A 24,874-nucleotide genomic window follows, 5' to 3' on the forward strand; every position below is an offset into this window, starting at 1 on the left:
AGGCGGGTTTCCCGGGCCGGTCCGGACGCCCCGGCGCACCGGTTCAGGTGGTGGTCGTGACCGGCGTGGACCGGACTCCGGCCCGCCGGAGCCAGAGCAGGGCCCCGGAAAACAGCACGGCACCGGTCAGCAGCCAGGGCAGGGGGCCCGGCGGCAACACCCCGACGGCCAGGCCGGTGAGCGCGCCGACCAACTGCTGGGCGAGGGACTGGACGGACAGGGCGGTGGCGCGCTGCGCGCTGGGGACCCTGCGGTGCAGCAGCTCGTTCTCGTTCGGGGAAGCCGCACCGATGCCGAGGTGGAACAGGCAGAAGCCGACGACCGCGAGGGTCGTGGCGAGCAGGTGCGCGGTGGACGCGGTGACACCGAGCAGCAGCATGCCGCCCGCACAGCCCCCGAGGCAGACCAGCACGGCCCGTTCACCGCTGCCCGCGACCCGGGCGGCGAGCGGCGCGAGGTGACTGCCGACTCCGCCGCAGACGAAGCCGGCACAGGAGAGCGCGGCATAGGCCATCGCGCCGGAGCCGGTCGCCCCGGTCAGCGCCGCGGTACGGCCCGGCATGAGCAGTTCGACGACGGCCAGGGCACTGCCGACGGCCGCGGCGGTGAGCAGGACCCGCCGGACCAGCGCGTCGCGTCCGCCCAGCCGCAGTCCGCCCAGGACGGTGACCGGGACGCCGCGCAGCACGGAACGCGGGGTGGCCGCAGGCCGCGGCGGCTCCCGCAGGACGGTCAGCACGTAGCAGACGAAGACGATCCTGACCGCGGCTCCGAGCAGCACGGGAACGGACAGGGGCAGCACCGCCCCGGACGTCGCCTCGCTCAGCCGGGCGCCGAGATCGGGCCCCAGGCCGAGCAGCCAGGGCAGGGCACCGCCGAGCAGGATGCCGGCCGCGAGGGCGGCGGAGGTCGCGGAGCCGCCCCGGGCCAGGCCCGTCCGCAGCTCGGCGCCGGGGCCGGAGTGCGCCTGGACGGTGTCGACGTACCAGGCCTCGGCGGTACCGCTGGCCAGGGCGCGGGCCACGCCCATGAGCACCATGCCGGCGGTGAGTACCCAGGCGGTCGTGCCGAGGCCGACCAGGGCGAAGGCGACCACGTTGAGCGCACCGGCCATGGCCAGGACCGGCCGGCGCCCGAGGACGTCCGAGAGTCCGCCCGTGGGCAGCTCCAGCACGGCCACGGTCAGCGAGTGAGCGGCGAAGAGCCCCGCCACCGCCGCGAGGGACATGCCGCGCTCGCTGAACAGGAGGACCAGCGAGGCCATACCGAGGCCCGGCGGCAGCCATAAGAGCGCGCAGACGGTGACGTACCGGCGGCGAGCGGTCCGTATCCCGGACGTCTCCAACGGTTCTCGCAGCTCTGTCATGAGGCGCTCTCGCGATCCGTGCCCTCACGGTCGTGCGGGGCGAGCGGCAGGCCGGCGGTGAGGAGCACGACGTGCTCGGCGCGCGGATCCTCCGCGTCCCGGGCGGTCAGTTCCTCCAGCTTCCGGGCGACCGTGTCCCAGAGCTCGGTGAGCGACTCGGCCGTCAGCCGGGGCATGAGGTCGCTGATCCCGGACGGCTCCACCCACTGCTGGCCGAACCGCCCGGCGGCCATGTCCGCCTCGTGCCGGGCGAGGGACGCCTCCAGGTGCTCCAGCTGCCGCCGCCGCGCCAGGCTGACGAAGGCGCGGCCCGCCTCGGAGGACTCCATCGCCTCGTTGCTCCAGGACGTCACGGTGTGCCGGGCCCGCCAGCGCCGCTCCCGGCCGTCACGGTGCTCGGCCTCGGCGATGAACGCGTACTTCGCCAGCACCCGCAGGTGGTAGCTGGTCGACGCCGACGACTCCCCCGTCCGCGCGGCGAGCTCACTGGCCGTGGCGGGCCCGTCCTGCCGCAGCAGCCCGAGCAGCTGGATGCGCAGGGGGTGGGTGAGGGCCTTCAGGGCATCGGTGTCGTGCTCGGGATCGAGTACGCGCTTGTGCTCGTCGCTGTCCATGCCGGCAGGGTAGGCGAGCGCCAGAATTTACCAAAAGACTTTTTGCAAAACTAATTTTGCCGATCCCCGTCGAGGGCGATCACCTGCCCGGCCAGCCCGAAAACAGGGCACTTGAAGGACTAAGGTCGGGGACATGGCTTCTGAAGGCGCGGAGTACGACGGGGCGGACGACACGAAGGCCGTGGACCCGAAAGCCGTGGACGCGAAGACCGCGGACCCGAAGACCGCGGACCCCGAGAGCGCGGACCCCAAGAGCGCGGACCCCAAGAGCGCGGACCCCAAGACCGTGGACCCGAAGGTCGCGGCGGCGATCGCTGCCGCCGAGGCCGCCGGGCCGCAGAGCGGCGGGACGGTCCGCGTCGACAGCTGGATCTGGGCCGTACGCCTCGTCAAGACCCGCTCCCTGGGCGCCACCGCCTGCCGGGGCGGACACGTCCGCGTCAACGGCGAGCGAGTGAAGCCCGCCCACGCCGTGCGCGTCGGCGACGAGGTGCGCCTGCGGCACGACGGCCGGGAACGGGTCGTCGTCGTCACACGGCTGATCCGCAAGCGGGTCGGCGCCCCCGTGGCCGCCCAGTGCTACATCGACAACTCCCCGCCGCCCCCGCCCCGCGAGGCCGTCGCCCCGGCCGGCATCCGCGACCGCGGCGCGGGCCGCCCGACGAAGCGGGACCGCCGCGAGCTGGAACGCCTACGCGGCCTGGCCGGCCCGGGACCGGGACCGGGACCGGGAAGCGGCTTCGGCCCCGGCCCCGGCGGAGGGCCGGGCAAGCCCAGGCCATGAGTAGCGCACGCGGCAGAGTCACCCGCGGAGCCGCAGCAGGCGCAGCAGCTCCGCGTTGTGCCCCCGCCGCGCCCAGGCGATGAGGGCGAGCGGCACGATCAGGATGAGCGGCGTCGCCGCGTACTGCCCGCCCATGACGGTGATCTGGACGACGAACGCGCCCACCATCAGCGCGCCCAGCGCCATCGCCGCCACCGACTGGAGCAGCGGGATCAACAGGGCGACCGCTCCGGCCAGTTCGAGCGCACCGATGGTGTACATCCCCGCGCTGCCCCAGCCGAGCTTCTCGAACGACTCGGCTGCCGACGGGTGCGCGATGAGCTTGGGCAGGGCGCTCGCGATCCCGTAGAAGAGGGCGAGCAGCACCTGGAGGCCGCGCAGCGCGATCCGGGCACGCCGCCCGCGAGCGGTCACGGACTCGGCGACGACCACACCGGCCGGGGCGGAGGGGCCGGAGGCGACGGGAGCGGTGGTCTCGGACATGGAGGTCTCCTGGGGGAAGCGGTCCGTGGTGATGTCGCAGGGATAGACCGCCCCTCACGCTCGAACTCATCCCACCCGGCAGATTTTCACCCGCGTCGCGCCGGCCCTGCTCGTCACGGGCAGAACCGCCGGAGTCTTTCCGCCGGGTAGGGAGTCGTCCTGCTCACCTCCTGGATCGTGCGGTAGAAGTCCGTCATCACGGCCGCGACCGGCGCGTGGCGGGCGAGGATCCTCGCCGCCCCGGGCGGCACCCCGGTGGGCTGCTGTCCTTCGGCCCAGGCCCGTATCAGTGCTCCACGTATCTCCCAGTCCGCGCCGTACAGGGCGGTGACCAGCCAGTTCACGAGGTAACTGGCCGTGTAGCAGCGGTCGTAGCCGGCGTGCCGGTCGTAGAAGTCGGTCTCGGCGGGTGAGAGGTCGAAGCGGCTGGACAGGGCGAGGCCGTAGTCGGCGAAGTACAGGCGCCGGCCGTCGGTCAGGACGTTCTCGAAGTGGGCGTCGAAGTGGAGCAGCCCCCGGCTGTTCATGAAGGACGTACCGGCCCGCAGTTCCTTCTCAACGAGCGAGCACGCCCGGTCGAGCGCCGCGTCGTCCGCGCGTACCTGCTCCGTGAGCCACGCGTGCAGCGTCTGGGGGACGTACTCCAGGAACAGCGCGACGCTCGCCGACGACTGCCGCAGTGCCTCGATACGACGCCGTACTTCCGCGCTGCCTTCCCAGTAGGCCACGGCCCGTTCCACATCGGCCAGTTCCTCCGCGAGGGTGGGGGCCTCGTCCGGCAGCACGCGCCAGTGGTACATCAGCGGAAAGCCCTGGAACTGCCCGGAGAGCACCCAGTTCGTCGTCATCGTGTGGACGGCGACCTCGCGCCACGCCCCGAACCCGGGCCCGCCGACGCCGTACTGGCAGAAGGTGGGGAGCTCGAACACGTTGGCCGTGGACCGGAGGTGCTCCGGAAGCCGCTCCAGGTCCGTCAGGGGCACCCGCTTCACGAAAACCGTCGTGCCGGCCACGTCCATCCGGGCCGACTTCCCGCCGATGCCCGTCCCCAACGGCACGGCCGCGTCCACCAGCCCGCGCAGCTCGGCGTCCCCGCACAGCGCCAGTGACGTCGAGACCCTGTCGTAACCGGCCAGTCGCCCGGCCTCCCCCGCCCCGTACGGCGCCTCACGCACCCCGCTCGCCCGGACCGCCTGGCTGCCGGGCCTGCACCGCCCTCACCCAGGTCCGATCCTCCGTCAGGTACTGGTCCACTCTCAGGCCCGTCTCCTCCAGCGCCTCCTCGAACTGTTCCGTGGTCAGCGGTCGCGCCCGGAACGTATGGGTCCAGACCGCGTCGGGGAACTCGTACTCCGCGCGCACCGAGTTGACCCCGTCGCCGACCGGCTCCGACGACACGACGCGGACGGTGAAGCCGCTGGGGTCCACCCGCTCACGCGGCACGTTCGTGTGGTAGTCCTCGCCCTCCCGCTGGATGAGCACGCAGCCGCCCTCCGCGACATGCCGCACGCAGGTGCGCAGCAGGCCTCGCCGCACCTCTGCGTCCCCGGCGTGCACGAGGAACGACGCCAGCAGCACCACGTCGAACTTCTCGGCCAGGGTCAGGTCCTCGATGGGGCTGCATATCGTCCGCGCCCCGCGTACCCGCTCCAACATCTCGGCGGACTCGTCCACCGCCGTGACCTCGAATCCGCGCTCCAGCAGCGCATGGGTCATGCGCCCGACGCCGCTGCCCAGCTCCAGGATGCGCGCGCCCGCCGGCACCGCTGCCGCGATGACGTCCGGTTCGTCCCCGACGGGCAGCCGCGAGTAGAACTCCACAGCGCAGCCGTCCGGGGTGATGGCCCCGGGTCCCGTCCCCTCGTACCCCTCACGCATTTTCAGCTCCATGCCCGCCCAACGGCCCACACCCGCACGCCCGTTCCCGTCCCGGCCACGTTCACCCGCCCGAGTGAACGGCGTCCCGTACCGGCCCCGGCTCCCCCGTTGGTCCGCATCCGCGGCGAGGAGTACTTTGCAGAGAGGAGCGGAGATGTGATGCGTACAGGCAGTGAACCGAGAACTGCCCGCAGTGCCCTGCGGGTGCGCTTCTGGCTGAGCGTGTGGGGACTGGTCTGGGCGCTCTTCGGGACGGTCGCATTCACGCTCGCCGGGCGGACCGGCTGGGCCATCGCCTGTGGCGCGCTGCTGCTCGTCGTCACGATCGACCTGGTGATCGTCCTCAGGCACATCCGCCAGGGCCCGCACTACCAGCCGGGTCCCGACATCCCGCCCTACCATCCACCGGACGATCACCCCTGAGGCAGCGGGATCACCCCTGATGCGGGCAGATCACCCTTGACACAGACGGATCACTCTTGATGCAGACGGTGACGGCCGCTCACGAGTCGAAGCCCGCCGCCTTCAGGAACCGCGGGTTCGGGTCCAGCGCGGCGGCCAGTCGGAAGTGGCGCTTGGCCTGGTCGGGGCGGTTCTGCCGCTCATACGTGCGGGCGAGCGCGAAGTGCGCGAAGGCGTTGTCCGGCTCGCGCTCGAGGACGATCGAGAACTCGAGCTCCGCCGGCCTCAGCTGCGCCGCCGCGAAGAAGGCACGCGCGCGCAGCAGCCGCGCGGCGGTGTTCTCCGGGTGCGCGGCGATGACTCCGTCGAGCAGCTTCACCGCCCCCGCGGGTCCCGCGCCGCGAGCAGTTGCTCGGCGGCACGGAAGTCGATGACGTGCGTCTCCGGAGTACGTCCGGTCGAACCGCTGGTCTCGGGCACGGCAGAGTCCTTCCCTCACTGCAAGGGTTCAACGCCCCCGCGGGATGCCGCTATTCCTGAGGGGACGGCCGGGGCGCCTGCGACCTGCGCTCCAGCTCGGCCCACACGTCCTTCACGCGGCGCTCCAGGTCCTCCAGCGGGACGTCGTTGTCGATGACGATGTCCGCGATCTCCCGGCGCTGCTCGCGTGTCGCCTGGGCGGCCATCCGCGCGCGGGCGTCATCCTCGGTCATGCCGCGCAGCCGTACGAGCCGGTCGAGCTGGGTCTCCGGGTTCGCGTCGACGACGATCACGAGGTCGTACAGCGGCGCCAGGCCGTTCTCCGTGAGGAGCGGGACGTCGTGCACGACGACCGCGTCCTCGGCGGCGGCCTCTTCGAGTTCGCGGGAGCGGGCGCCCACGAGGGGGTGCACGATCGAGTTGAGCGTGGCGAGCTTCGCGGCGTCGGCGAAGACGATGGAGCCGAGCCTCGGCCGGTCCAGGCTGCCGTCGGCCGCGAGCACCTCCTCGCCGAAGGCCTCGACGACCGCGGCGAGTCCCGGGGTCCCGGGTGCGACGACCTCGCGTGCGATGCGGTCCGCGTCGATCAGCACGGCACCGCACTCGACGAGCAGCCGTGACACCTCACTCTTGCCGGCACCGATACCGCCGGTCAGGCCCACCTTCAGCATGAGCCGAGCTTAGGCCCTGCCGAGGGCAGGGCCCTGTCCAGGTCTCCCGGGCTCAGCTGTCGCCTTCTCTCTCCGCCAGGAACTTCTCGAACTCCCGGCCGATCTCGTCCGCCGACGGGATGTCCACCGGCTCGGCGAGCATGTTGCCCCGGGTCTCGGCGCCCGCGACGGCGTCGTACTGGTGCTCCAGGCCCTCCACGAGCGTGGTGAGGTCCTCGTCGCCCTCGCGGATCTGCCGGTCGATCTCCGTCTGGGTGCGGTGGGCGTCCGAGCGCAGGGCGTGGGCGATGCCGGGCAGCACCAGTCCGGTCGCCGCCGTGATGGCCTCCAGGACCGTCAGGGCCGCGTCCGGGTATGGGGAGCGGGCGATGTAGTGCGGGACGTGGGCGGCGACGCCCAGGACGTCGTGCCCGGCCTGGAGCAGGCGGTACTCGACGAGCGACTCGGCGCTGCCGGGCACCTGCGCCTCCTCGAACGGGCTGCGGTGGCCCGGGACGAGGTCGGTGCGGTTGCCGTGCGGGGTCAGGCCGACGGGCCGGGTGTGCGGGACGCCCATGGGGATGCCGTGGAAGTTCACCGACAGGCGGACGCCGAGCCGTTCCACGATCTGCCGCACGGCGGCCGCGAAGCGCTCCCACTCGACGTCCGGCTCGGGACCGGACAGCACCAGGAACGGCGCTCCGGTGGCGTCCTGCACCAGCCGCACCTCGATGGCGGGGTCCTCGTAGTCGCTCCAGCGGTCACGCTTGAACGTCAGCAGCGGACGGCGGGCGCGGTAGTCCACGAGCCGGTCGTGGTCGAAGCGGGCGACCACCTGGTGAGGCAGCGAGTCGAGCACCCGGTCGACGATCTGGTCGCCCGTCTCGCCCGCGTCGATGTATCCGTCGAAGTGGTAGAGCATGACAAGTCCGGCCGACTCCTGGGCCAACGCCATGTCGACGACGGCCAGGCCCTTCGGCTCCCATGCGTACAAACCCTGCGGATCTAGCACAGTGACCGCTCCTCCTCGTGTTCACACTCCACAACACCGTTGGGGGCATGGGCATTCCCCGGAGAAGGAGAACATTGATCTTGACTGCTGGGACAACGCCCTTGAGGGGCGCGGGGAACTGCGTGACAAGCCCCCGCCGGCCCGTAGCCGAACGACGGCCCTGACACACGCTGAGGGCCCGCACCTCGAAAGGTACGGGCCCTCAGTCAGGAGCTACAGCTCAGTGGGCGTTCAGCTCTGCCCGCCCGCCAGCTTCTCGCGAAGCGCGGCAAGCGCCTCGTCCGAGGCCAGCGCGCCGGAGTTGTCCGGGCCCTCGGAGGAGTACGAACCGCCACCGGACGCGGCCGGAGCCGCACCCGCGGTGTCGCCACCCTCGGCAGCGGCCTTCTCGTCCGCCTCGCGGGACTTGATGACCTGCGCCTGGTGCTGCTCGAAGCGCTGCTGCGCCTCGGCGTACTGGGTCTCCCAGGCCTCGCGCTGGGTCTCGTAGCCCTCGAGCCAGTCGTTGGTCTCCGGGTCGAAGCCCTCGGGGTAGATGTAGTTGCCCTGGTCGTCGTAGGACGCGGCCATGCCGTAGAGGGTCGGGTCGAACTCGACCGTCGACGGGTCGGCACCGAAGGCCTCGTTGGCCTGCTTCAGCGAGAGGCTGATGCGACGGCGCTCGAGGTCGATGTCGATGACCTTGACGAAGATCTCGTCGTTGACCTGGACGACCTGCTCCGGGATCTCCACGTGGCGCTCGGCCAGCTCGGAGATGTGGACCAGACCCTCGATGCCCTCGTCCACGCGGACGAACGCACCGAACGGAACCAGCTTCGTGACCTTGCCGGGCACGACCTGGCCGATCTGGTGGGTGCGGGCGAACTGCTGCCACGGGTCTTCCTGGGTCGCCTTCAGCGACAGGGAGACGCGCTCGCGGTCCATGTCGACGTCGAGGACCTCGACCGTGACCTCCTGGCCGACCTCGACGACCTCGGAGGGGTGGTCGATGTGCTTCCAGGACAGCTCGGAGACGTGAACCAGACCGTCGACGCCACCCAGGTCCACGAAGGCACCGAAGTTGACGATCGAGGAGACGACGCCGGAACGGACCTGACCCTTCTGGAGGGTCGTGAGGAACGTCTGGCGGACCTCGGACTGGGTCTGCTCCAGCCAGGCACGGCGGGACAGGACCACGTTGTTGCGGTTCTTGTCCAGCTCGATGATCTTGGCCTCGAGCTCCTTGCCCACGTAGGGCTGGAGGTCGCGGACGCGGCGCATCTCGACCAGGGAGGCCGGGAGGAAGCCACGGAGGCCGATGTCGAGGATGAGACCACCCTTGACGACCTCGATGACGGTACCGGTGACGATCCCGTCCTCTTCCTTGATCTTCTCGATGGTGCCCCAGGCACGCTCGTACTGGGCGCGCTTCTTCGAGAGGATCAGGCGGCCTTCCTTGTCCTCCTTCTGGAGAACAAGGGCCTCGATCTCGTCACCGACGGCGACGACCTCGTTGGGGTCGACGTCGTGCTTGATCGAGAGCTCGCGGCTCGGGATCACACCTTCGGTCTTGTAACCGATGTCGAGCAGGACCTCGTCCCGGTCGACCTTCACGATGACGCCGTCGACGATGTCGCCGTCGTTGAAGTACTTGATCGTCTCGTCGATCGCGGCGAGGAAGGCTTCCTCGTTACCGATGTCGTTGACCGCTACCTGCGGGGTGGTGGCGGTGGTCTCGGTGCTGCTCGTCATGTGGGAAAGGGCTCCGGTACGGACATTGAAGTCGTAGGTACTGCTACGCCGGGAGCCCGTTTCGCTCTGCAGAAGCCGGACAGCCAAGGAAGCGCCACACAAAAAAGGTGGCGCCTCGAGAACCGAGGGGACATACATACAGATGCGAGCGCAACCTGCTACGTCTGAGGTACGCAGGCTCGCAGCGCAACTTGTAGCATACGGGGGCAGCCGGGCAGGGTCAATGCGCGAAGCCGCCCACCCGGGGCGGAACACCGCATACCCGGCACAACTCGTGTCGTCCGAGGCCACGCAGGGCGTGTGACGCCCCCTTCGGGCCACCTCCGGGACCGGCTGGACGGAAGAGTACGACGAGGGAGCCGATCATCCAAGAGCCCGAAGCGTCCGAACCGGTGGCGACCCGGCGTGACGCAGATGTCACGGAGAGTTCCCGGGCCAACCGGGGCTGGTGGGACCGCAACGCGGACGAGTACCAGACCGAGCACGGCACCTTCCTCGGCGACGACCGCTTCGTGTGGGGTCCCGAGGGTCTGGACGAGGTGGAGGCCGAGCTGCTCGGCCCGCCGGAGGAGCTGAAGGGCAAGGACGTCCTGGAGATCGGCGCGGGCGCGGCGCAGTGCTCGCGCTGGCTGGCCGGCCAGGGCGCCCGCCCGGTGGCCCTGGACATCTCGCACCGGCAGTTGCAGCACGCGCTGCGCATCGGCGGACCGTTCCCCCTGGTGTGCGCCGACGCCGGCGCGCTGCCCTTCGCGGACGGCTCGTTCGACCTGGCCTGCTCGGCGTACGGGGCGCTGCCCTTCGTGGCCGACCCGCGGCTGGTGCTGCGGGAGGTGCGCCGGGTGCTGCGGCCCGGGGGCCGTCTGGTCTTCTCGGTGACGCACCCGATCCGCTGGGCCTTCCCGGACGAGCCGGGCCCGGAGGGGCTGTCGGTGTCGGGTTCGTACTTCGACCGCACGCCCTACGTCGAGCAGGACGACGAGGGCCGCGCGGTCTACGTCGAGCACCACCGCACGATCGGCGACCGCGTCCGGGACGTGGTGGCCTCGGGCTTCCGGCTGGTGGACCTCGTGGAGCCGGAGTGGCCGGCCTGGAACACCTCCGAGTGGGGCGGCTGGTCTCCGCTGCGCGGGAACCTGATCCCGGGGACGGCGATCTTCGTGTGCGTACGAGACTGAGTGCGTGATCCGTTACGACGCCCTGGACGCCCTGCCCGTACGCGGTGCCCTGCCCGCCCTGGACGACGCCCTGGCGGGGCACGGCACCGCCGTCCTCGTGGCGCCGCCCGGCACCGGCAAGACGACGCTGGTGCCCCTGGCCCTGGCGGGGCTGCTCGGGGAAGGGCCCCGGCGGCGGGTGATCGTCGCCGAGCCGCGGCGGATCGCGGCCCGGGCGGCGGCGCGGCGGATGGCGTGGCTGCTGGGCGAGAAGGTCGGCGAGAGCGTCGGCTACACCGTGCGCGGGGAACGCGTCGTCGGGCGGCACACGCGCGTGGAGGTCGTCACGACCGGTGTGCTGGTGCAGCGGGTGCAGCGGGACCAGGAGCTGGCCGGTACGGACGTGGTGGTGCTCGACGAGTGCCACGAGCGGCATCTGGACGCGGACACGGCGGCGGCGTTCCTGTGGGACGTACGGCAGACGCTGCGCCCCGAGCTGCGGCTGGTGGCCGCCTCGGCGACGACCGACGCGCAGGGGTGGGCCGCGCTGCTGGGCGGCGCTCCGGTGGTCGAGGCGCAGGGGGCGGCGTATCCGGTGGAGGTCGTGTGGGCACCGCCGGTGCGGCCGGTACGGCCGCCGCACGGGATGCGTGTCGATCCGGCGCTGCTGACGCATGTGGCGTCGGTGGTGCGGCGGGCACTGGCCGAGCGGGACGGGGACGTGCTGTGTTTCCTGCCGGGGGTGGGCGAGATCGCCCGGGTCGCCGGGCAGCTCGGCGGGCTCGGGGACGTCGAGGTGCTTCAGGTGCACGGGCGGGCGCCCGCGGCCGTGCAGGACGCCGTGCTGGCCGGCGGGGAGGGTCGCCGGGTGGTGCTGGCCACGTCGGTGGCCGAGTCGTCGCTGACGGTTCCCGGTGTGCGCGTGGTCGTCGACTCCGGGCTGGCGCGGGAGCCTCGCGTGGACCACGCGCGCGGGCTGAGCGCGCTGACGACGGTGCGGGCGTCGCAGGCGGCCGGGCGGCAGCGGGCGGGGCGGGCCGGGCGTGAGGCGCCGGGGGCGGTGTACCGGTGCTGGGCGGAGGCCGAGGACGCGCGTCTGCCGCGCTTTCCCTCGCCGGAGATCAAGGTGGCCGACCTGACGGCGTTCGCGCTTCAGGTGGCGTGCTGGGGGGACCCGGACGCCTCCGGGCTGGCGTTGCTGGACGCGCCGCCGGGTGGGGCGATGGCGGCGGCGCGGGAGGTTCTGGCGGCCGTGGGTGCGGTCGACTCCGTCGGCCGGGCCACGGAGCGGGGTGCTGCGCTGGCTCGGCTGGGGTTGCATCCGCGGTTGGGGCGGGCGTTGCTCGACGGGTCCGGCTGGGTCGGGGCGGAGAGGGCCACCGAGGTCATCGCGTTGCTCAGTGAGGAGGCTCCGCGGGAGTACGGGGATGATCTGGCGGGTGCGTTGCGTCGTGCCCGGCGTGGGGGTGACGCCTACTCCGGGCGGTGGCGGGCGGAAGTTCGGCGGCTGCGGGCCGTCGTTTCAGGCGTTTCCCACCCACCCGCCCGTATCTCGCGTCCAGAAGCACGGGTCGACGCGTGGGCCACCTCCTCGGAGGAACGCCAGGTCGGTCTCGTCGCCGCTCTCGCCTTTCCCGAGCGTGTCGCCAAGGCCGACGGTGGGTCGTATCTCATGGCGTCCGGAACCCGTGCCGAGGCCGGGGACGGAAGCGCGCTGCGCGGTTGCCCCTGGATCGCTGTCGCCATGGCCGACCGGCCCGTCGGCAAGGGCCACGCGCGCGTGCAGCTCGGGTCTGTCGTCGACGAAGAGACGGCCCGGCTCGCGGCCGGCGCGTTGCTGGAGGAGCGGGACGAGGTGCGCTGGGACGGCGGGGACGTCGTAGCGCGGCGGGTGGAGCGGCTGGGGGCCGTGGAGCTGGCTGTGCGGCCGCTGAAGAACGCCGATCCAGAGCTCGTACGCGGTGCGCTGCTGGAGGGGCTGCGGCGGGAAGGGGTCGGCGTGCTGCGGTGGTCGCCGGATGCCGGTGTTCTGCGGCAGCGGCTCGCGTTCCTGCGGCTGCACCTCGGTGAACCATGGCCCGACGTCTCCGACGACGCGCTGCACGCGCGCGTGGACGAGTGGCTGGAGCCGGAGCTGAGCCGGGCCCGGCGGCGGGCCGATCTGGCGCGGATCGACGCCGGGGCGGCGCTCGCGCGGCTGCTGCCCTGGGCCTCCGGGGAGGCCGGGCGGCTCGACGAGCTCGCCCCGGAGCGGATCACCGTGCCGAGCGGGTCGAGGATCCGCGTCGACTACGCCCGGCCCGAGCAGCCTGTGCTGGCGGTGAAGTTGCAGGAGATGTTCGGGCTCCAGGAGTCGCCGCGGGTCGCGGGGGTGCCGCTGCTCGTCCATCTGCTGTCGCCGGCCGGGCGGCCGGCCGCCGTCACGGCCGATCTCGCCTCCTTCTGGAAGGACGGTTACAAGGGAGTGCGGGCGGAGCTGCGCGGGCGGTATCCGAAGCATCCGTGGCCGGAGGACCCGGCCGGGGCCGAGCCGACCCGGCACACCAGCGCCCGGCTCAGGCGCTGACCACCGCCCGGCTCAGGCGCTGACCGGTGACGGTTCCTCGGCCTCGGTGGGGGCCGGGCCGGACGGGCGTCGGCTGCGGGCCTCCAGAAACAGAGCGAGGGCCAGCAGGAGGACGCCGAGAGCCAGGGAGCCCCACGGCAGGTAGGACGTCAGCAGCAGGATGAGCAGGCGTTGGGACTTCACCAGGTCGACCGTGTGCGTGATGTAGTCCTCGCGCATCTTCACGTGCCCGGCGAACGCGGTCATCTTGTCGCGGTCGCCGAGGAGGGTGCCGCCGCGCAGTTCCTCCTTGTGGAGTTCCTCTCCGTAGACGGGGGCGCCGGTGAGGGGTTCGACCCAGAACTTGCGGACCGTGGTGTACCAGCGGGTCGTACCGGTGGCGGCGACCGACTCGGGGGTGAGGCCCTCCACGGGCAGCGTCTTGGGGATCCTCACCTTGGTCCAGGGGATGGTCTGCTCGAAGTAGTAGACCTCCAGGCCGCGGAAGTCCTGTGTGCCCTTGTAGTGGATGGGGGCGGTGACGCGGGCCTGGGCGTCGAAGTACTCGTAGTCCCGTTTCTCCGTGAGGAACGGCCATTTGAACTCGATGCCCTCGCGGCGCACCGGGTCGCCGTCGACCATCTCGCCGGTGGCGTGGACGGGTTCCTGGGTGTGGGCGTCGAAGATGTAGCGCTCGGGGATCTTCGACACCATCTCGCCGTCGGGGCCGACGACGTAGGACAGGCCGTCCCAGACGACCACGTCGCGGCCCGCCGACTCCTCGATCCGCTCGGAGGCTTCGACGTTGCCCTTGAGGGTCTGCACGATCGTGACCTTGGGGACCGTGCGGGCCCGCATCGTGCCGTAGTCGAGGAGGGTGGCGTTCTCCGCCTCCAGGACCATGTCCTGGTACTGGTTCGCGGGGACCTTGGCGAGGCGCGGGAAGGCGTACCAGCGCAGCAGCGGGGACAGGGCCGCGAAGAACACGGCGAGGGCGAGCAGGACCAGGCCGGCCTTGCGGCGCATCTCGGCCTCCCTCCCGGGCGGGCGGTCAGGGGTGTGCGGGCACCGTCGTCAGCAGCGGCTTCGGGGACGTCCCGCCCGAGGGGGTGCCGAGGGCGGTCAGCGTCAGGACCACGGCGAACGCGACGGCGAGACCGGTGGCGGCGGCTACGAGGGCGCGCATACGGGGCCTCCCCACGGGTGAGCTGATACACCGTCAGGTTTCTCGGCACCGTAGCAACGCGCGGCGGAGATGAGAACACGTTGCACGCACAACGACGCGCCCCGTGCGAAAAAACGACGCCCCTCTTGAAAGAGGGGCGTCGTCCGTCGTACCTGAGAGCTACGCGCTCGGGGAGGCCGAGGGGCTCGGCGAGGACGTCTCGGCAGCCGCCACGGTCAGTTCGACGGTGAGGGTCGCTCCGCCTTCGGTGGTGATGCGGAGCAGGAACGTGCCGGTGGTGTCGTCCGCGTACAGCTTCGGCAGCTTCAGCAGGCCCTTCGCGTCCGTCTTCAGGCCCGTCAGCGTGCGGACGGCCTTGCCGTCGGCGTCCTTGAAGAAGGGGCCCTTGTCGTTGGCGGTCGGGTCGTCCGCCGACTTGATCAGCGTGGCGGTGGCCGCGACGCCGTCCGCGACGGCGCCCTTGTACGTGGCCTTCACCTCGACCTGGTTGGCGAACTCGCCGCCCGGGGCGCAGGTCAGCGCGGCGTCACCGGTGCGGGCGAGGGCGTCGGCGGCGCGCTCGGTGACGGTGGCCGTGTAGTCGAGGCCCGCGACCATACGGCCCACGACGGTGGCCCGGACGGTGACGTCGCCCGTCTTCTCCCCCGCCTGGAGCGCGGGTGCGACGGCCACTCCGGAGCTGTTGGTGGCGACCGTGGCCACGCTCTCGCCGCCCGTGAACGTGGTGTCCGTGTCGCCGACGATGGTGAAGCGGATCCTGACCTTGCCGACGGCCTTGCCGGCCTTCGTCTCGGCGCGGGTGCTGATCCGCTTGGTGAACGCGTCGCCCGCCATCGCGGTGAGCTTCGCGGTCCCGGCGTCCTCCAGGTGGTGCACCGTGTCGGTGGGGGTGGCGGGCGGCGAGGGCGGTGTGCTCGGAGAGTCTGGCGGGGTCGCGGGCGGTGTGGTGGGCGGCTTCGGTTTCGTCGTACCGCCCCCGCCGGGCTTTGCAGGGGCAGGGGGGCTGGGCTTGGGCTTCGAGCCGCCCGCGGCCGGCGTGCCGGGTGTGCGCGGCGTGGAGGGACCGGGGCTCGCCCCGGCCCCGTTGTCGCTGCGGTTGCCGGGCAGCGTGCCGGTGCCGTCGGGGACCTCGTGCGTGCCCTTGCGGTAGTACTCCAGCCACCGCATGACCAGGTTCAGGTACTCCCGCGAGTTGTTGTAGCTGAGGATCGCGCGGTCGAGGTCCTTCTGGTCGGACAGGTCCCAGTCGAAGCGGCAGAGGTAGTGGCCGGCGGCGAGCGCGGCGTCGTAGATGTTGTTGGGGTCCTTCTTGCCGTCGCCGTTGGCGTCGCGGCCCGCCCAGGCCCAGGTGGACGGGATGAACTGCATGGGGCCGACGGCCTGGTCGTACGTGCTGTTGCCGTCGTAGGCGCCGTTGTCGGTGTCCTTGATGAGGGCGAAGCCGTTGCCGTCGAGCTGCGGGCCGAGGATCGGCGAGATGGTGGTGCCCTCGGCGTTGACGCGGCCGCCGCGTGCCTGGCCCGACTCCACCCGGCCGATGGCCGCGAGGAGTTGCCAGGGCAGGTTGCAGCCGGGCTTGGCGTCGCGCAGCGCGGCCTCGGCCTTCTTGTACGCGTCGAGGACGGTCGCGGGGATGCCCGCCTCGGAGGTGCCGGGGGTGGTGGGCCCCGTCCCGGTGCTCGGTGACGGGCTCGGGCTGTTGAGCGGCGGCAGGTCCGTGTAGTACGGGGAGTTGCCGGTGGCGCTGCCGTCGGAGGCACTCGCGTCGGGTGAGGGCGTGGCGTCCGCGGCCGCCTGTCTGCCGTGGTCGTTCACGCCCGGAGCCTGGGAGGCGGACAGGGCCGCGACCGCTACCGCGGCCACGGCGGTGGTCGCCGCCCCCTTGCACAGCCTCCTGCCGAATTGCGCCGCCATAGAGTGAACCCCTCCCGTGGACGCCCGAGCGCCCGTCTCTGTCTGTCGCGCGCTTCTGTTGCGTACGCGTACTTCTGTTGCGTTCGCTCTGTTGTGACGATCGACCGGCCCGAGTGGTTGCCCTCCACAGGCCTGTCTCCTGCCACCGGCACGGTGACCCTGGCGACCCTACGACAACTTCCTTTGCTCGGGCACCCGTTCGTGCCCGTTTTTCACCAGTTGGTCATGTGAGGAGCGTGGCGGGCGGCCGCTGTTCGGCATCCCGCATACTGAGCCCTTCCGATCACCCTGCCAACGACCGTCACAAGGAGCCGAGTTGCCGTTCACGCTGAGCCACGCGGCAGCCGTACTGCCCGCCGTACGCACCGACGGCACCGGCCGGGGCCCGCTGGTGCCCGCCGTGCTCGTGGCGGGTTCCTTCGCGCCCGACATGACCTATTACGCGGCGAGTGCGGTGTCCGGGGCGATGGAGTTCGGTGACGTCACGCACTCGTTCCCGGGTGTGTTCACGGTCGATGTGCTCATCGCCTGGGCGCTGGTGGGGCTGTGGCTGCTGGTGCGCGAACCGCTGGTGGCGCTGCTGCCGCGAGCCCGGCAGGGGCGCGTTTCCGCGCTGGTGCGGTGCGGGGCGCCTCGCGCGCGTGTGCGGGCGTCCCTGGTGCTGCGGTGGTACGTGTCCGCGGTGCTCGGCGCGTTGACGCACGTCGTGTGGGACGCGTTCACGCATCTCGACCGGTGGGGGATGCGGGTGTTTCCGGTGCTGGGCCGGGAGGTGGCGGGCTCGCCGCTGTACTGGTACTTGCAGTACGGCGGTTCTGCGGTGGCCGCGGTCGTGATCGCCGGGTTCCTGGTGCGGGCCGTGCGGCGGGCGCCCGCGCGCGTGCCGGTGGGGGTCCCGGCGCTGTCGGTGCGGGACCGGTGGCTGGCGGGTGCGGTGATCGGCGGCTTCGCGCTGGTGGGCGCGGTGCAGCGGGCGTCGCGGTGGTGGGCCTACTGGGGTTCGAGCGCGAAACCGTGGGAGATCATCCCGACGGTGTGCTTCGGAGCGGGCGCGGGTCTCGTCCCGGCGCTGTTGCTGTACGCCGTGGGGGTCAGGGTGTGGCGTCCGGTTCCGGCCCCGGATCCGGACCCGGCCCCGGGCGGTCCTGGCCGCGTCGACGGTGTGGAGCCGAGTCGGCCGGCCGCTCGCTGAGGGGCGCCGTCGTCGCGATGTACACGGTGATGGTGGTGTGGGCTGGGCGGCGGGGCCGTGGAAGCAGGGTCAGGACGAGCGTCAGGTAGCTGCGGGCCAGGGCCGCCCAGGGGCGGCCGGTCCTGCCGGGGCGCTCTGCATGGCCCGGGTGCTGGGCGGCAGGGGATGTGCCGTCGGTGAGACCGAGGATTTCCGACACGTCGCCGGGGCTGGTGAGACCCGTGACGGCGGGCAGGTCGCCGGTGCCGGTGAGACCGAGGAAAGCCGTCAGGTCACCGGCGCCGGTGTGACCGGTCGCGGCGGACGCCTCGGTGGCGCGCGTGGGGTCGGCCGGCCGCCGGCCCTTGGCCAGGCGCTGCCGGAGGTCCGCCGTCGTGCGGCGCAGGGCCGTGGTGAGGCCGGCGGGGACGCGGACCGTGCTTGCGGCGGCCGCGAAGGGCGGGACCGGCGGGCGTGCCACGCCTGGGGCCGTGCGGCGGAGGAGCGTGCGTATACCCATGCCCGCATCTTTGCGACCGCCGGGGGCGGGGGCCCTTTGTCGGCGGCCACGCGAGTGACGGTTTCGGCGGGGGTTCAGCGGGAGTGGGAGGCGGGTGCCCCCGGCTCAGGAGCTGGCCGAGGGCACTGCGCGCCGGGCTAGTGCGCCGCCGACTCCCAGTCCGGGCCCGCGCCCACCGAGACGCCCAGCGGCACGCGGAGGTGGACGGCGTTCGCCATCTCGCGGCGGACGAGTTCCTCGGCGGCCGCCCGCTCCCCGGGGGCGATCTCCAGCACGATTTCGTCGTGGACCTGGAGCAGCATGCGGGAGGCGAGCCCGGCGTCCTTGAGCGCGCTGTCCACCTTGAGCATGGCGATCTTCACGATGTCGGCCGCCGTGCCCTGGATGGGCGCGTTGAGGGCCATCCGCTCGGCCGCCTCGCGGCGCTGGCGGTTGTCGCTGTTGAGGTCGGGCAGGTAGCGGCGGCGCCCGAAGAGCGTGGCCGTGTAGCCCGTAGCCCGGGCCTCGTCGACCGCCCGGCGCAGATAGTCCCGTACGCCGCCGAACCGCTCGAAGTACGCGTCCATCAGGGCGCGGGCCTCCGCCGCCTCGATGTTCAGCTGCTGGGAGAGGCCGAAGGCCGACAGACCGTAGGCCAGGCCGTACGACATGGCCTTGATCTTGCGGCGCATCTCGGCGTCCACCGCGGTCGGCTCGACCGCGAAGACCTGGGAGGCGGCCGTGGTGTGCAGGTCCTCACCGGAGGTGAACGCCTCGATCAGGCCCTCGTCCTCGGAGAGGTGGGCCATCACGCGCAGCTCGATCTGGCTGTAGTCGGCCGTCATCAGGGACTCGAAGCCCTCGCCGACGACGAAGCCGCGGCGGATCGCCCGTCCTTCGTCGGTGCGGACCGGGATGTTCTGCAGGTTCGGGTCCGTCGAGGACAGGCGGCCGGTGGCGGCGACCGTCTGGTTGAAGGTGGTGTGGATACGGCCGTCCGCCGCGATCGTCTTGATCAGGCCCTCGACGGTGACGCGGAGCTTGGCCTGCTCGCGGTGGCGGAGCATGATCACCGGAAGCTCGTTGTCCGTCTGGGCGGCGAGCCAGGCCAGCGCGTCGGCGTCCGTGGTGTAGCCGGTCTTCGTCCGCTTCGTCTTGGGCAGGGCCAGCTCGCCGAAGAGGACTTCCTGGAGCTGCTTGGGCGAGCCCAGGTTGAACTCGTGCCCCGCCGCCGCGTGGGCCTCCTTCACCGCCTGCTGTACGGCACCGGCGAACATCTGCTCCATGGCCTCGAGGTGGGGCCGGTCGGCCGCGATGCCGTGCCGCTCCATGCGGGCGAGCAGCGCGGACGTGGGCAGCTCCATGTCGCGCAGGAGGTCGGCGGCGCCGACCTCCTCCAGGCGGCTCTCGAAGGCCTGGCCCAGATCGAGGACGGTGCGGGCCTGGATCATCAGGGCCTCGGCCTCGGCGCCCTCGTCCGCGCCGAAGGCGAGCTGGCCGTCGGCAGCGGCGGCGGGGGTCAGCTCGCGGTGCAGGTACTCCAGGGACAGCGCGTCCAGGTCGAAGGAGCGGCGGCCCGGCTTGACCAGGTAGGCGGCGAGCGCGGTGTCCATGCGCACGCCCTCGACGCTCCAGCCGTGCTCGGCGAAGACGCGCATGGCGCCCTTGGCGTTGTGGAAGATCTTGGGCCGGGCGGCATCGGCGAGCCAGTCGGCGAAGGCCTTCTCGTCGGCCTCGTCCAGCTGGGAGGGGTCGAACCAGGCGGCCGCCCCGCCGGGCGCGGCGAGCGCGACCTCGGCGACCGAGCCCGTGCCGAGCGCCCAGGCGTCGACCGTGGCGACGCCGAGGGGCTGGGTGCCGTGCTCGGTGAGCCAGCCGGCCAGCTCGCCGGTGCCGAGCACCGTGCCGTCGATCTGCACGCCGTCCGTGCTGATCGGGGTGGTCTCGGCCTCCTCGGCGCCGGGGTCGACGGCGAAGAGCCGCTCGCGCAGGGAGGGGTTGCGGATCTCCAGGGTGTCCAGGACCATCGCGACGGCCTTGCGGTCGTAGGCGGTCCGCTCCAGCTCGGTGACGCCCTTGGGCAGCTCGACCCGGCGCTCCAGCTCGGTCAGCCGGCGGTTGAGCTTGACCGCTTCCAGGTGATCGCGGAGGTTCTGCCCGGCCTTGCCCTTGACCTCGTCCACGCGCTCGACGAGCTGCGCGAACGACCCGAACTGGTTGATCCACTTCGCGGCGGTCTTCTCGCCGACGCCGGGGATGCCGGGGAGGTTGTCGGACGGGTCGCCGCGCAGGGCCGCGAAGTCGGGGTACTGCGCGGGCGTCAGCCCGTACTTCTCGAACACCTTCTCGGGGGTGAAGCGGGTCAGCTCGGAGACGCCCTTGGTCGGGTACAGCACCGTGGTGTGCTCGCTGACCAGCTGGAAGGAGTCACGGTCGCCGGTGACGATCAGCACCTCGAAGCCCTCGGCCTCGGCCTGCGTGGCGAGCGTGGCGATCACGTCGTCCGCCTCGAACCCGTCGACCGCGAAGCGGGCCGCGCCCATCGCGTCGAGGAGCTCGCAGATCAGCTCGACCTGGCCCTTGAACTCGTCGGGGGTCTTGGAGCGGTTCGCCTTGTACTCCGTGAACTCCTGCGACCGCCAGGTCTTGCGGGAGACGTCGAAGGCGACCGCGAAGTGCGTGGGCGCCTCGTCGCGCAGCGTGTTGGCCAGCATCGACGCGAAGCCGTAGATCGCGTTCGTCGGCTGGCCCGTCGCGGTGGTGAAGTTCTCCGCGGGCAGCGCGAAGAACGCTCGGTAGGCCAGCGAGTGCCCGTCCATGAGCATCAGTCGCGGACGGCTGCCGCCGGAGGTCTTGTCGGTCGTCTTCGATGCTGTCTCTGCCACGCCCCCGATCCTGCCACGCCCCACTGACACTCGGCCCCGGCCCCGACCGCGCGGGCGCCGGGGCGGGACGCCGCCCCCGCCCGCCCCCACCGGATGTCACCGCAGCGTGGGAGGATCGGAGACGTACCTCACAGCGCAGTCGAAGGGGAGCGTGCGATGGCGACCAAGCCGCCCAAGAGTGATCCGGTTCAGGACGCGCCGCAGGTCGCCGGGCCGAAGCACGCGGCAGCGGGGCTCCCCGCGATCGGGCACACGTTGCGAGTCGCCCAGCAGCAGATGGGTGTGAAGCGCACGGCGCTGACGCTGCTGAGCGTGAACCAGAAAGACGGCTTCGACTGCCCGGGCTGCGCCTGGCCGGAGCCGGAGCACCGGCACAAGGCGGAGTTCTGCGAGAACGGCGCGAAGGCCGTCGCCGAGGAGGCCACGCTGCGCCGGGTCACGCCCGAGTTCTTCGCCGCGCACCCGGTCGCCGACCTGTTCGGCCGCAGCGGCTACTGGCTGGGACAGCAGGGGCGCCTCACCCACCCCGTGTATCTCCCGGAGGGGGGCACCCACTACGAGCCCGTCACCTGGGAGCGCGCCTTCGACATCGTCGCCGAGGAGATCGCCGCCCTCGGCTCCCCGGACGAGGCCGTCTTCTACACCTCAGGCCGCACCAGCAACGAGGCCGCGTTCCTCTACCAGCTCTTCGCCCGCGAGCTCGGCACGAACAACCTGCCCGACTGCTCGAACATGTGCCACGAGTCGTCCGGCTCGGCCCTGTCGGAGACGATCGGCATCGGCAAGGGCAGCGTCCTGCTGGAGGATCTGTACAAGGCCGATCTGATCATCGTCGCCGGACAGAATCCGGGGACGAACCACCCGCGCATGCTGTCCGCCCTGGAGAAGGCCAAGGCCAACGGGGCGAAGATCATCAGCGTCAACCCGCTGCCCGAGGCGGGCCTGGAGCGCTTCAAGAACCCGCAGACCCCGCAGGGCATGCTCAAGGGCGCCGCGCTGAACGACCTGTTCCTCCAGATCCGCATCGGCGGCGACCAGGCCCTGTTCCGCCTCCTCAACAAGCTGATCGTCGAGACCGAGGGCGCGGTCGACGAGGCGTTCGTGCGGGAGCACACGCACGGCTACGAGGAGTTCGCCGAGGCCGCCCGCGCCGCCGACTGGGACGAGACGCTCACGGCGACCGGCCTGACCCGGGACGACATCGAGAAGGCCCTCGGCATGGTCCTGGCCTCCGAGCGGACCATCGTGTGCTGGGCGATGGGCCTCACCCAGCACAAGCACTCCGTCCCCACGATCAGGGAAGTGGTCAACTTCCTTCTCCTGCGCGGCAACATCGGCCGCCCGGGTGCGGGCGTGTGCCCGGTGCGCGGCCACTCGAACGTGCAGGGCGACCGCACGATGGGCATCTTCGAGCGCCCCGCCCCGGCGTTCCTGGACGCCCTGGAGAAGGAGTTCGGCTTCGCCCCGCCGCGCGAGCACGGCTACGACGTCGTACGGGCCATCCGCGCGCTGCGCGACGGCGAGGCGAAGGTCTTCTTCGCCATGGGCGGCAACTTCGTCTCCGCGTCCCCGGACACGGAAGTCACCGAAGCGGCCATGCGGCGGGCCCGGCTGACCGTGCACGTGTCGACGAAGCTGAACCGCTCGCACGTGATCACGGGCGCGCGTGCCCTGATCCTCCCGACGCTCGGCCGCACCGAGCGCGACCTCCAGGGCAGCGGCGAACAGTTCGTGACCGTCGAGGACTCGATGGGCATGGTGCACGCCTCCCGTGGGCGGCTGGAGCCCGCGAGCCGGCATCTGCTGTCCGAGCCGGCCATCGTCTGCCGCCTGGCCCGCCGCGTGCTGGGCGAGAACAGCGCCACGCCCTGGGAGGAGTTCGAGAAGGACTACGCGACGATCCGGGACCGCATCGCGCGCGTGGTCCCCGGCTTCGAGGACTTCAACGCGCGCGTGGCCCGCCCCGGCGGCTTCACGCTCCCGCACGCCCCGCGCGACGAACGCCGTTTCCCCACGGCCACCGGCAAGGCCAACTTCACCGCCGCGCCCGTGGAGTACCCGGAGCTGCCCGAGGGCCGCCTGCTGCTCCAGACGCTGCGCTCGCACGACCAGTACAACACCACGGTCTACGGCCTCGACGACCGTTACCGGGGGATCAAGAACGGCCGCCGGGTCGTGCTGGTCAACCCCGGGGACGCGCGTGCCCTGAAGCTGGCGGACGGTTCGTACGTGGACCTGGTCGGTGAGTGGAGGGACGGCGTGGAGCGCAGGGCGCCCGGTTTCCGGGTCGTGCACTACCCGACGGCCCGGGGCTGCGCCGCCGCGTACTACCCGGAGACCAACGTGCTGGTGCCGCTGGACGCCACGGCGGACACCAGTAACACCCCGGCCAGCAAGTCCGTCCTGGTGCGTCTGGAACAATCGGCGACCGACTGAGCGTTTGCTCAGCCACAGAGGTGACCGCATGATCTGGACGAACGGAGAACGGGCCCCATGGGTGAACAGCAGCATGTGAAGTTCCCGCAAGAGGTCATCGACGAGTACGCCGCGCTCGGCGTGGACCTCTTGGCCCTGTTCTCCGCGGGCCACCTCGGGACCCGGATGGGCGTCCAGATCGTCGAGGCGTCGGCGGACCGGGTCGTCGGGACGATGCCGGTCGAGGGCAACACCCAGCCCTACGGACTGCTGCACGGCGGGGCCTCCGCGGTGCTGGCCGAGACGCTCGGCTCGGTCGGCTCGATGCTGCACGGCGGCAGCTCCAAGATCGCCGTGGGCGTCGACCTGAACTGCACCCACCACCGCGGGGTGCGCTCGGGCCTCGTCACCGGTGTGGCCACACCCGTGCACCAGGGGCGCTCGACCGCCACGTACGAAATCGTCATAACCGACGAAAACGACAAAAGGGTGTGCACGGCCCGGCTGACCTGTCTGCTGCGCGATGTGAACCCGGGCGACGAGGCGCTCATCCGCGCCGCGAGCTGACGCCACGTCGGACCGGCCGATGCGGAGCCGGCCGACGTAGGGAAAACCCTGGAGGGGCGGGCGCGCTCTTGTCGCGACCGCCCCCGGGCGCTTCACTGACGACGCCCCACCCCCCACAGGAGAAGACCCGTCCCACCCCCAGAAGGGTTTCTCTTGACCTCCGTACGCGCCCTCGCCGTCACCGCCGCGGCCGGTGCCGCCGTGCTCGCCACCGCGCTGCCGTCGTCCGCCATCAACTCCTACAACGCCACGCCCGCACCCGAACGCACCGAGGTCGGCGCGCTCGTGGCCACGTGGGACGACGACGGCGACCCCGCGACCCCCGACCGGGTCGACTGGGTCTGCTCCGGCACCATGATCGACGCGGACACCTTCCTGACCGCCGCGCACTGCACCACCGACTGGCCCGACAACGTGCGGTTCCACGTCTCCCTGGACCAGGACGTGCAGTCCGGGCTCGACGCGGCGGCGAAGAAGTACCCGGGCGACCCGGCCGCGCAGGCCGCCGCCGTCGCCGTCCCGGGCACCGCCCACTCCCACCCCGACTACCCGGGTCCCGCCTCCGACACCCACGACATCGCGGTGGTCGAACTGCCCGCCGCCCAGGTCAAGGCCCGCTGGAGCTTCACCCCGGCCGCCCTGCCCACCGCGAACCAGCTCGGCAGACTCGGACCGCAGGGCCTGAACACCACCGACTGGTTCGTCGCCGGCTACGGCACCCAGGAGGCCGTCAACGGCCCCGGCGGCCAGACCCACCCCGGCGGCGGCGTCCGCATGAAGGCGCCCGTCACCTTCAACGCCCTCAACGACTCCTGGGCCCGTCTGGCGATGACCGCCCCGCAGGGCAACGGAGGTGCCTGCTACGGCGATTCGGGCGGCCCCAACTTCGCCGTCATCGACGGGCGGACCATCCTCGCCGCCACCACCATCACCGGCGACTCCCCCTGCTACGCGACCAACGTGACGTACCGCCTGGACACCCCCGGCGCCCGCGCCTTCCTGGCGCCGTTCGTCAAGCTGCCGTAACCGGGCGCCGACGGCCACCCGGCCACCCGGCCACCCGGCCACCCGGCCACCCGGCCACCCGGCCACCCGGCCACCCGGCCACCCGGCATGATCGACCGCCCCGTCGCACCGG

The 24,874-nt window shown here is 71.9% G+C and carries 21 protein-coding genes and 1 pseudogene; 8 read left to right on the forward strand and 14 right to left on the reverse strand.

All coding sequences use genetic code 11. From position 1 onward, the window contains the following. Window positions 1-43 precede the first annotated feature (43 nt). Together CP976_RS11445 and CP976_RS11450 are read right to left on the reverse strand one after the other, a co-directional pair. Window positions 44-1,264 carry an MFS transporter gene (locus CP976_RS11445; protein WP_308430032.1) on the reverse strand — a complete coding sequence of 407 codons (1,221 nt, stop codon included), beginning with the start codon at window positions 1,262-1,264 and terminating at the stop codon, window positions 44-46. Between the two features lie 98 nt (window positions 1,265-1,362). Beyond that, window positions 1,363-1,980, reverse strand: a complete 618-nt coding sequence (locus CP976_RS11450; protein ID WP_150480259.1) for a helix-turn-helix domain-containing protein — start codon at window positions 1,978-1,980, stop codon at window positions 1,363-1,365. A gap of 133 nt (window positions 1,981-2,113) precedes the next feature. Between CP976_RS11450 and CP976_RS11455 the strand changes: the two genes are divergently transcribed. Further along, on the forward strand, window positions 2,114-2,764 hold the full coding sequence (locus CP976_RS11455; RefSeq protein WP_229875812.1) for an RNA-binding S4 domain-containing protein: 651 nt from the start codon (window positions 2,114-2,116) through the stop codon (window positions 2,762-2,764). An 18-nt stretch (window positions 2,765-2,782) separates the two neighbouring features. Here the strand turns inward: CP976_RS11455 and CP976_RS11460 are convergent, their stop codons facing one another. From CP976_RS11460 to CP976_RS11470, 3 genes are all read right to left on the reverse strand, one after another. Next, window positions 2,783-3,247, reverse strand: a complete 465-nt coding sequence (locus CP976_RS11460; protein ID WP_150480260.1) for a DoxX family protein — start codon at window positions 3,245-3,247, stop codon at window positions 2,783-2,785. A 113-nt stretch (window positions 3,248-3,360) separates the two neighbouring features. Beyond that, window positions 3,361-4,422 (reverse strand): protein kinase family protein, encoded by a 1,062-nt coding sequence (locus CP976_RS11465; RefSeq protein WP_150480261.1) that lies wholly within the window; start codon window positions 4,420-4,422, stop codon window positions 3,361-3,363. Then, on the reverse strand, window positions 4,415-5,125 hold the full coding sequence (locus CP976_RS11470; protein ID WP_150480262.1) for a class I SAM-dependent methyltransferase: 711 nt from the start codon (window positions 5,123-5,125) through the stop codon (window positions 4,415-4,417). The genes CP976_RS11465 and CP976_RS11470 overlap by 8 nt, the downstream gene beginning before the upstream one ends. 159 nt (window positions 5,126-5,284) lie before the next feature. Between CP976_RS11470 and CP976_RS11475 the strand changes: the two genes are divergently transcribed. Continuing rightward, window positions 5,285-5,548, forward strand: coding sequence for a DUF6343 family protein (locus CP976_RS11475; RefSeq protein ID WP_150480263.1), 264 nt, complete (start codon window positions 5,285-5,287; stop codon window positions 5,546-5,548). A gap of 79 nt (window positions 5,549-5,627) precedes the next feature. Here the strand turns inward: CP976_RS11475 and CP976_RS11480 are convergent. From CP976_RS11480 to rpsA, 4 genes and pseudogenes are all read right to left on the reverse strand, one after another. Further along, a pseudogene (locus tag CP976_RS11480) lies at window positions 5,628-6,007 on the reverse strand (tetratricopeptide repeat protein). A gap of 50 nt (window positions 6,008-6,057) precedes the next feature. Next, the gene (coaE, locus tag CP976_RS11485; protein WP_150480264.1) at window positions 6,058-6,678 is read right to left on the reverse strand and encodes a dephospho-CoA kinase; all 621 of its coding nucleotides are present in this window, start codon (window positions 6,676-6,678) and stop codon (window positions 6,058-6,060) included. 52 nt (window positions 6,679-6,730) lie between these two features. Next, on the reverse strand, window positions 6,731-7,669 hold the full coding sequence (locus tag CP976_RS11490; RefSeq protein WP_150480265.1) for a PAC2 family protein: 939 nt from the start codon (window positions 7,667-7,669) through the stop codon (window positions 6,731-6,733). A 231-nt stretch (window positions 7,670-7,900) separates the two neighbouring features. Beyond that, the gene (gene rpsA, locus CP976_RS11495) at window positions 7,901-9,400 is read right to left on the reverse strand and encodes a 30S ribosomal protein S1 (RefSeq protein ID WP_150480266.1); all 1,500 of its coding nucleotides are present in this window, start codon (window positions 9,398-9,400) and stop codon (window positions 7,901-7,903) included. A 362-nt stretch (window positions 9,401-9,762) separates the two neighbouring features. On the opposite strand from rpsA, the gene CP976_RS11505 reads away from it, so the two are divergent. Together CP976_RS11505 and hrpB are read left to right on the forward strand one after the other, a co-directional pair. Then, entirely contained in the window at window positions 9,763-10,575 is an 813-nt protein-coding gene (locus CP976_RS11505; RefSeq protein ID WP_308430036.1) for a class I SAM-dependent methyltransferase, read from the forward strand. A gap of 4 nt (window positions 10,576-10,579) precedes the next feature. Then, a complete protein-coding gene (hrpB, locus tag CP976_RS11510) occupies window positions 10,580-13,120 on the forward strand; it encodes an ATP-dependent helicase HrpB (protein ID WP_150480269.1) in 2,541 nt (846 codons plus the stop codon). Window positions 13,121-13,132: 12 nt separating this feature from the next. Here the strand turns inward: hrpB and pgfA are convergent, their stop codons facing one another. The 3 genes from pgfA to CP976_RS11525 all read right to left on the reverse strand — a co-directional run bounded on the left by pgfA (window position 13,133) and on the right by CP976_RS11525 (window position 16,199). Further along, the gene (gene pgfA, locus CP976_RS11515) at window positions 13,133-14,125 is read right to left on the reverse strand and encodes a cell envelope lipid trafficking protein PgfA (protein ID WP_150480270.1); all 993 of its coding nucleotides are present in this window, start codon (window positions 14,123-14,125) and stop codon (window positions 13,133-13,135) included. Window positions 14,126-14,150: 25 nt separating this feature from the next. Beyond that, a complete protein-coding gene (locus CP976_RS11520) occupies window positions 14,151-14,285 on the reverse strand; it encodes an SPW_0924 family protein (protein WP_106975450.1) in 135 nt (44 codons plus the stop codon). A gap of 159 nt (window positions 14,286-14,444) precedes the next feature. Continuing rightward, the gene (locus tag CP976_RS11525; protein ID WP_150480271.1) at window positions 14,445-16,199 is read right to left on the reverse strand and encodes a lytic transglycosylase domain-containing protein; all 1,755 of its coding nucleotides are present in this window, start codon (window positions 16,197-16,199) and stop codon (window positions 14,445-14,447) included. A gap of 316 nt (window positions 16,200-16,515) precedes the next feature. On the opposite strand from CP976_RS11525, the gene CP976_RS11530 reads away from it, so the two are divergent. Further along, window positions 16,516-17,391, forward strand: coding sequence for a DUF4184 family protein (locus CP976_RS11530; RefSeq protein ID WP_150480272.1), 876 nt, complete (start codon window positions 16,516-16,518; stop codon window positions 17,389-17,391). Here the strand turns inward: CP976_RS11530 and CP976_RS11535 are convergent. Both CP976_RS11535 and polA read right to left on the reverse strand, forming a co-directional pair. Next, the gene (locus CP976_RS11535) at window positions 17,291-17,890 is read right to left on the reverse strand and encodes a hypothetical protein (RefSeq protein WP_150480273.1); all 600 of its coding nucleotides are present in this window, start codon (window positions 17,888-17,890) and stop codon (window positions 17,291-17,293) included. The two genes, CP976_RS11530 and CP976_RS11535, sit on opposite strands and share 101 nt — an antisense overlap. A 137-nt stretch (window positions 17,891-18,027) precedes the next feature. After that, window positions 18,028-20,754: a DNA polymerase I gene (polA, locus tag CP976_RS11540; protein ID WP_150480274.1), complete on the reverse strand. Its 2,727-nt coding sequence runs from the start codon at window positions 20,752-20,754 to the stop codon at window positions 18,028-18,030. 156 nt (window positions 20,755-20,910) lie between these two features. On the opposite strand from polA, the gene CP976_RS11545 reads away from it, so the two are divergent. The 3 genes from CP976_RS11545 to CP976_RS11555 all read left to right on the forward strand — a co-directional run bounded on the left by CP976_RS11545 (window position 20,911) and on the right by CP976_RS11555 (window position 24,762). Next, window positions 20,911-23,190, forward strand: a complete 2,280-nt coding sequence (locus CP976_RS11545; RefSeq protein WP_150480275.1) for an FdhF/YdeP family oxidoreductase — start codon at window positions 20,911-20,913, stop codon at window positions 23,188-23,190. Window positions 23,191-23,247: 57 nt separating this feature from the next. Continuing rightward, on the forward strand, window positions 23,248-23,736 hold the full coding sequence (locus CP976_RS11550) for a PaaI family thioesterase (RefSeq protein ID WP_150480276.1): 489 nt from the start codon (window positions 23,248-23,250) through the stop codon (window positions 23,734-23,736). Window positions 23,737-23,889: 153 nt separating this feature from the next. Further along, entirely contained in the window at window positions 23,890-24,762 is an 873-nt protein-coding gene (locus CP976_RS11555; RefSeq protein WP_150480277.1) for a trypsin-like serine protease, read from the forward strand. The last annotated feature ends 112 nt before the right edge of the window (window positions 24,763-24,874 follow it).

Source organism: Streptomyces coeruleorubidus, assembly GCF_008705135.1.
GTDB classification, from domain to species: domain Bacteria; phylum Actinomycetota; class Actinomycetes; order Streptomycetales; family Streptomycetaceae; genus Streptomyces; species Streptomyces coeruleofuscus.

What these genes read in the sequence shown, in the direction of transcription:
- CP976_RS11445 (WP_308430032.1), bottom strand. Translation starts at nt 1,264, where the DNA reads ATGGCCTCGCTGGTCCTCCTGTTCAGCGAGCGCGGCATGTCCCTCGCG.
- CP976_RS11450 (WP_150480259.1), bottom strand. Translation starts at nt 1,980, where the DNA reads ATGGACAGCGACGAGCACAAGCGCGTACTCGATCCCGAGCACGACACC.
- CP976_RS11455 (WP_229875812.1), top strand. Translation starts at nt 2,114, where the DNA reads ATGGCTTCTGAAGGCGCGGAGTACGACGGGGCGGACGACACGAAGGCC.
- CP976_RS11460 (WP_150480260.1), bottom strand. Translation starts at nt 3,247, where the DNA reads ATGTCCGAGACCACCGCTCCCGTCGCCTCCGGCCCCTCCGCCCCGGCC.
- CP976_RS11470 (WP_150480262.1), bottom strand. Translation starts at nt 5,125, where the DNA reads ATGCGTGAGGGGTACGAGGGGACGGGACCCGGGGCCATCACCCCGGAC.
- CP976_RS11475 (WP_150480263.1), top strand. Translation starts at nt 5,285, where the DNA reads ATGCGTACAGGCAGTGAACCGAGAACTGCCCGCAGTGCCCTGCGGGTG.
- coaE (WP_150480264.1), bottom strand. Translation starts at nt 6,678, where the DNA reads ATGCTGAAGGTGGGCCTGACCGGCGGTATCGGTGCCGGCAAGAGTGAG.
- rpsA (WP_150480266.1), bottom strand. Translation starts at nt 9,400, where the DNA reads ATGACGAGCAGCACCGAGACCACCGCCACCACCCCGCAGGTAGCGGTC.
- pgfA (WP_150480270.1), bottom strand. Translation starts at nt 14,125, where the DNA reads ATGCGCCGCAAGGCCGGCCTGGTCCTGCTCGCCCTCGCCGTGTTCTTC.
- CP976_RS11520 (WP_106975450.1), bottom strand. Translation starts at nt 14,285, where the DNA reads ATGCGCGCCCTCGTAGCCGCCGCCACCGGTCTCGCCGTCGCGTTCGCC.
- CP976_RS11525 (WP_150480271.1), bottom strand. Translation starts at nt 16,199, where the DNA reads ATGGCGGCGCAATTCGGCAGGAGGCTGTGCAAGGGGGCGGCGACCACC.
- CP976_RS11535 (WP_150480273.1), bottom strand. Translation starts at nt 17,890, where the DNA reads ATGGGTATACGCACGCTCCTCCGCCGCACGGCCCCAGGCGTGGCACGC.
- CP976_RS11545 (WP_150480275.1), top strand. Translation starts at nt 20,911, where the DNA reads ATGGCGACCAAGCCGCCCAAGAGTGATCCGGTTCAGGACGCGCCGCAG.
- CP976_RS11550 (WP_150480276.1), top strand. Translation starts at nt 23,248, where the DNA reads ATGGGTGAACAGCAGCATGTGAAGTTCCCGCAAGAGGTCATCGACGAG.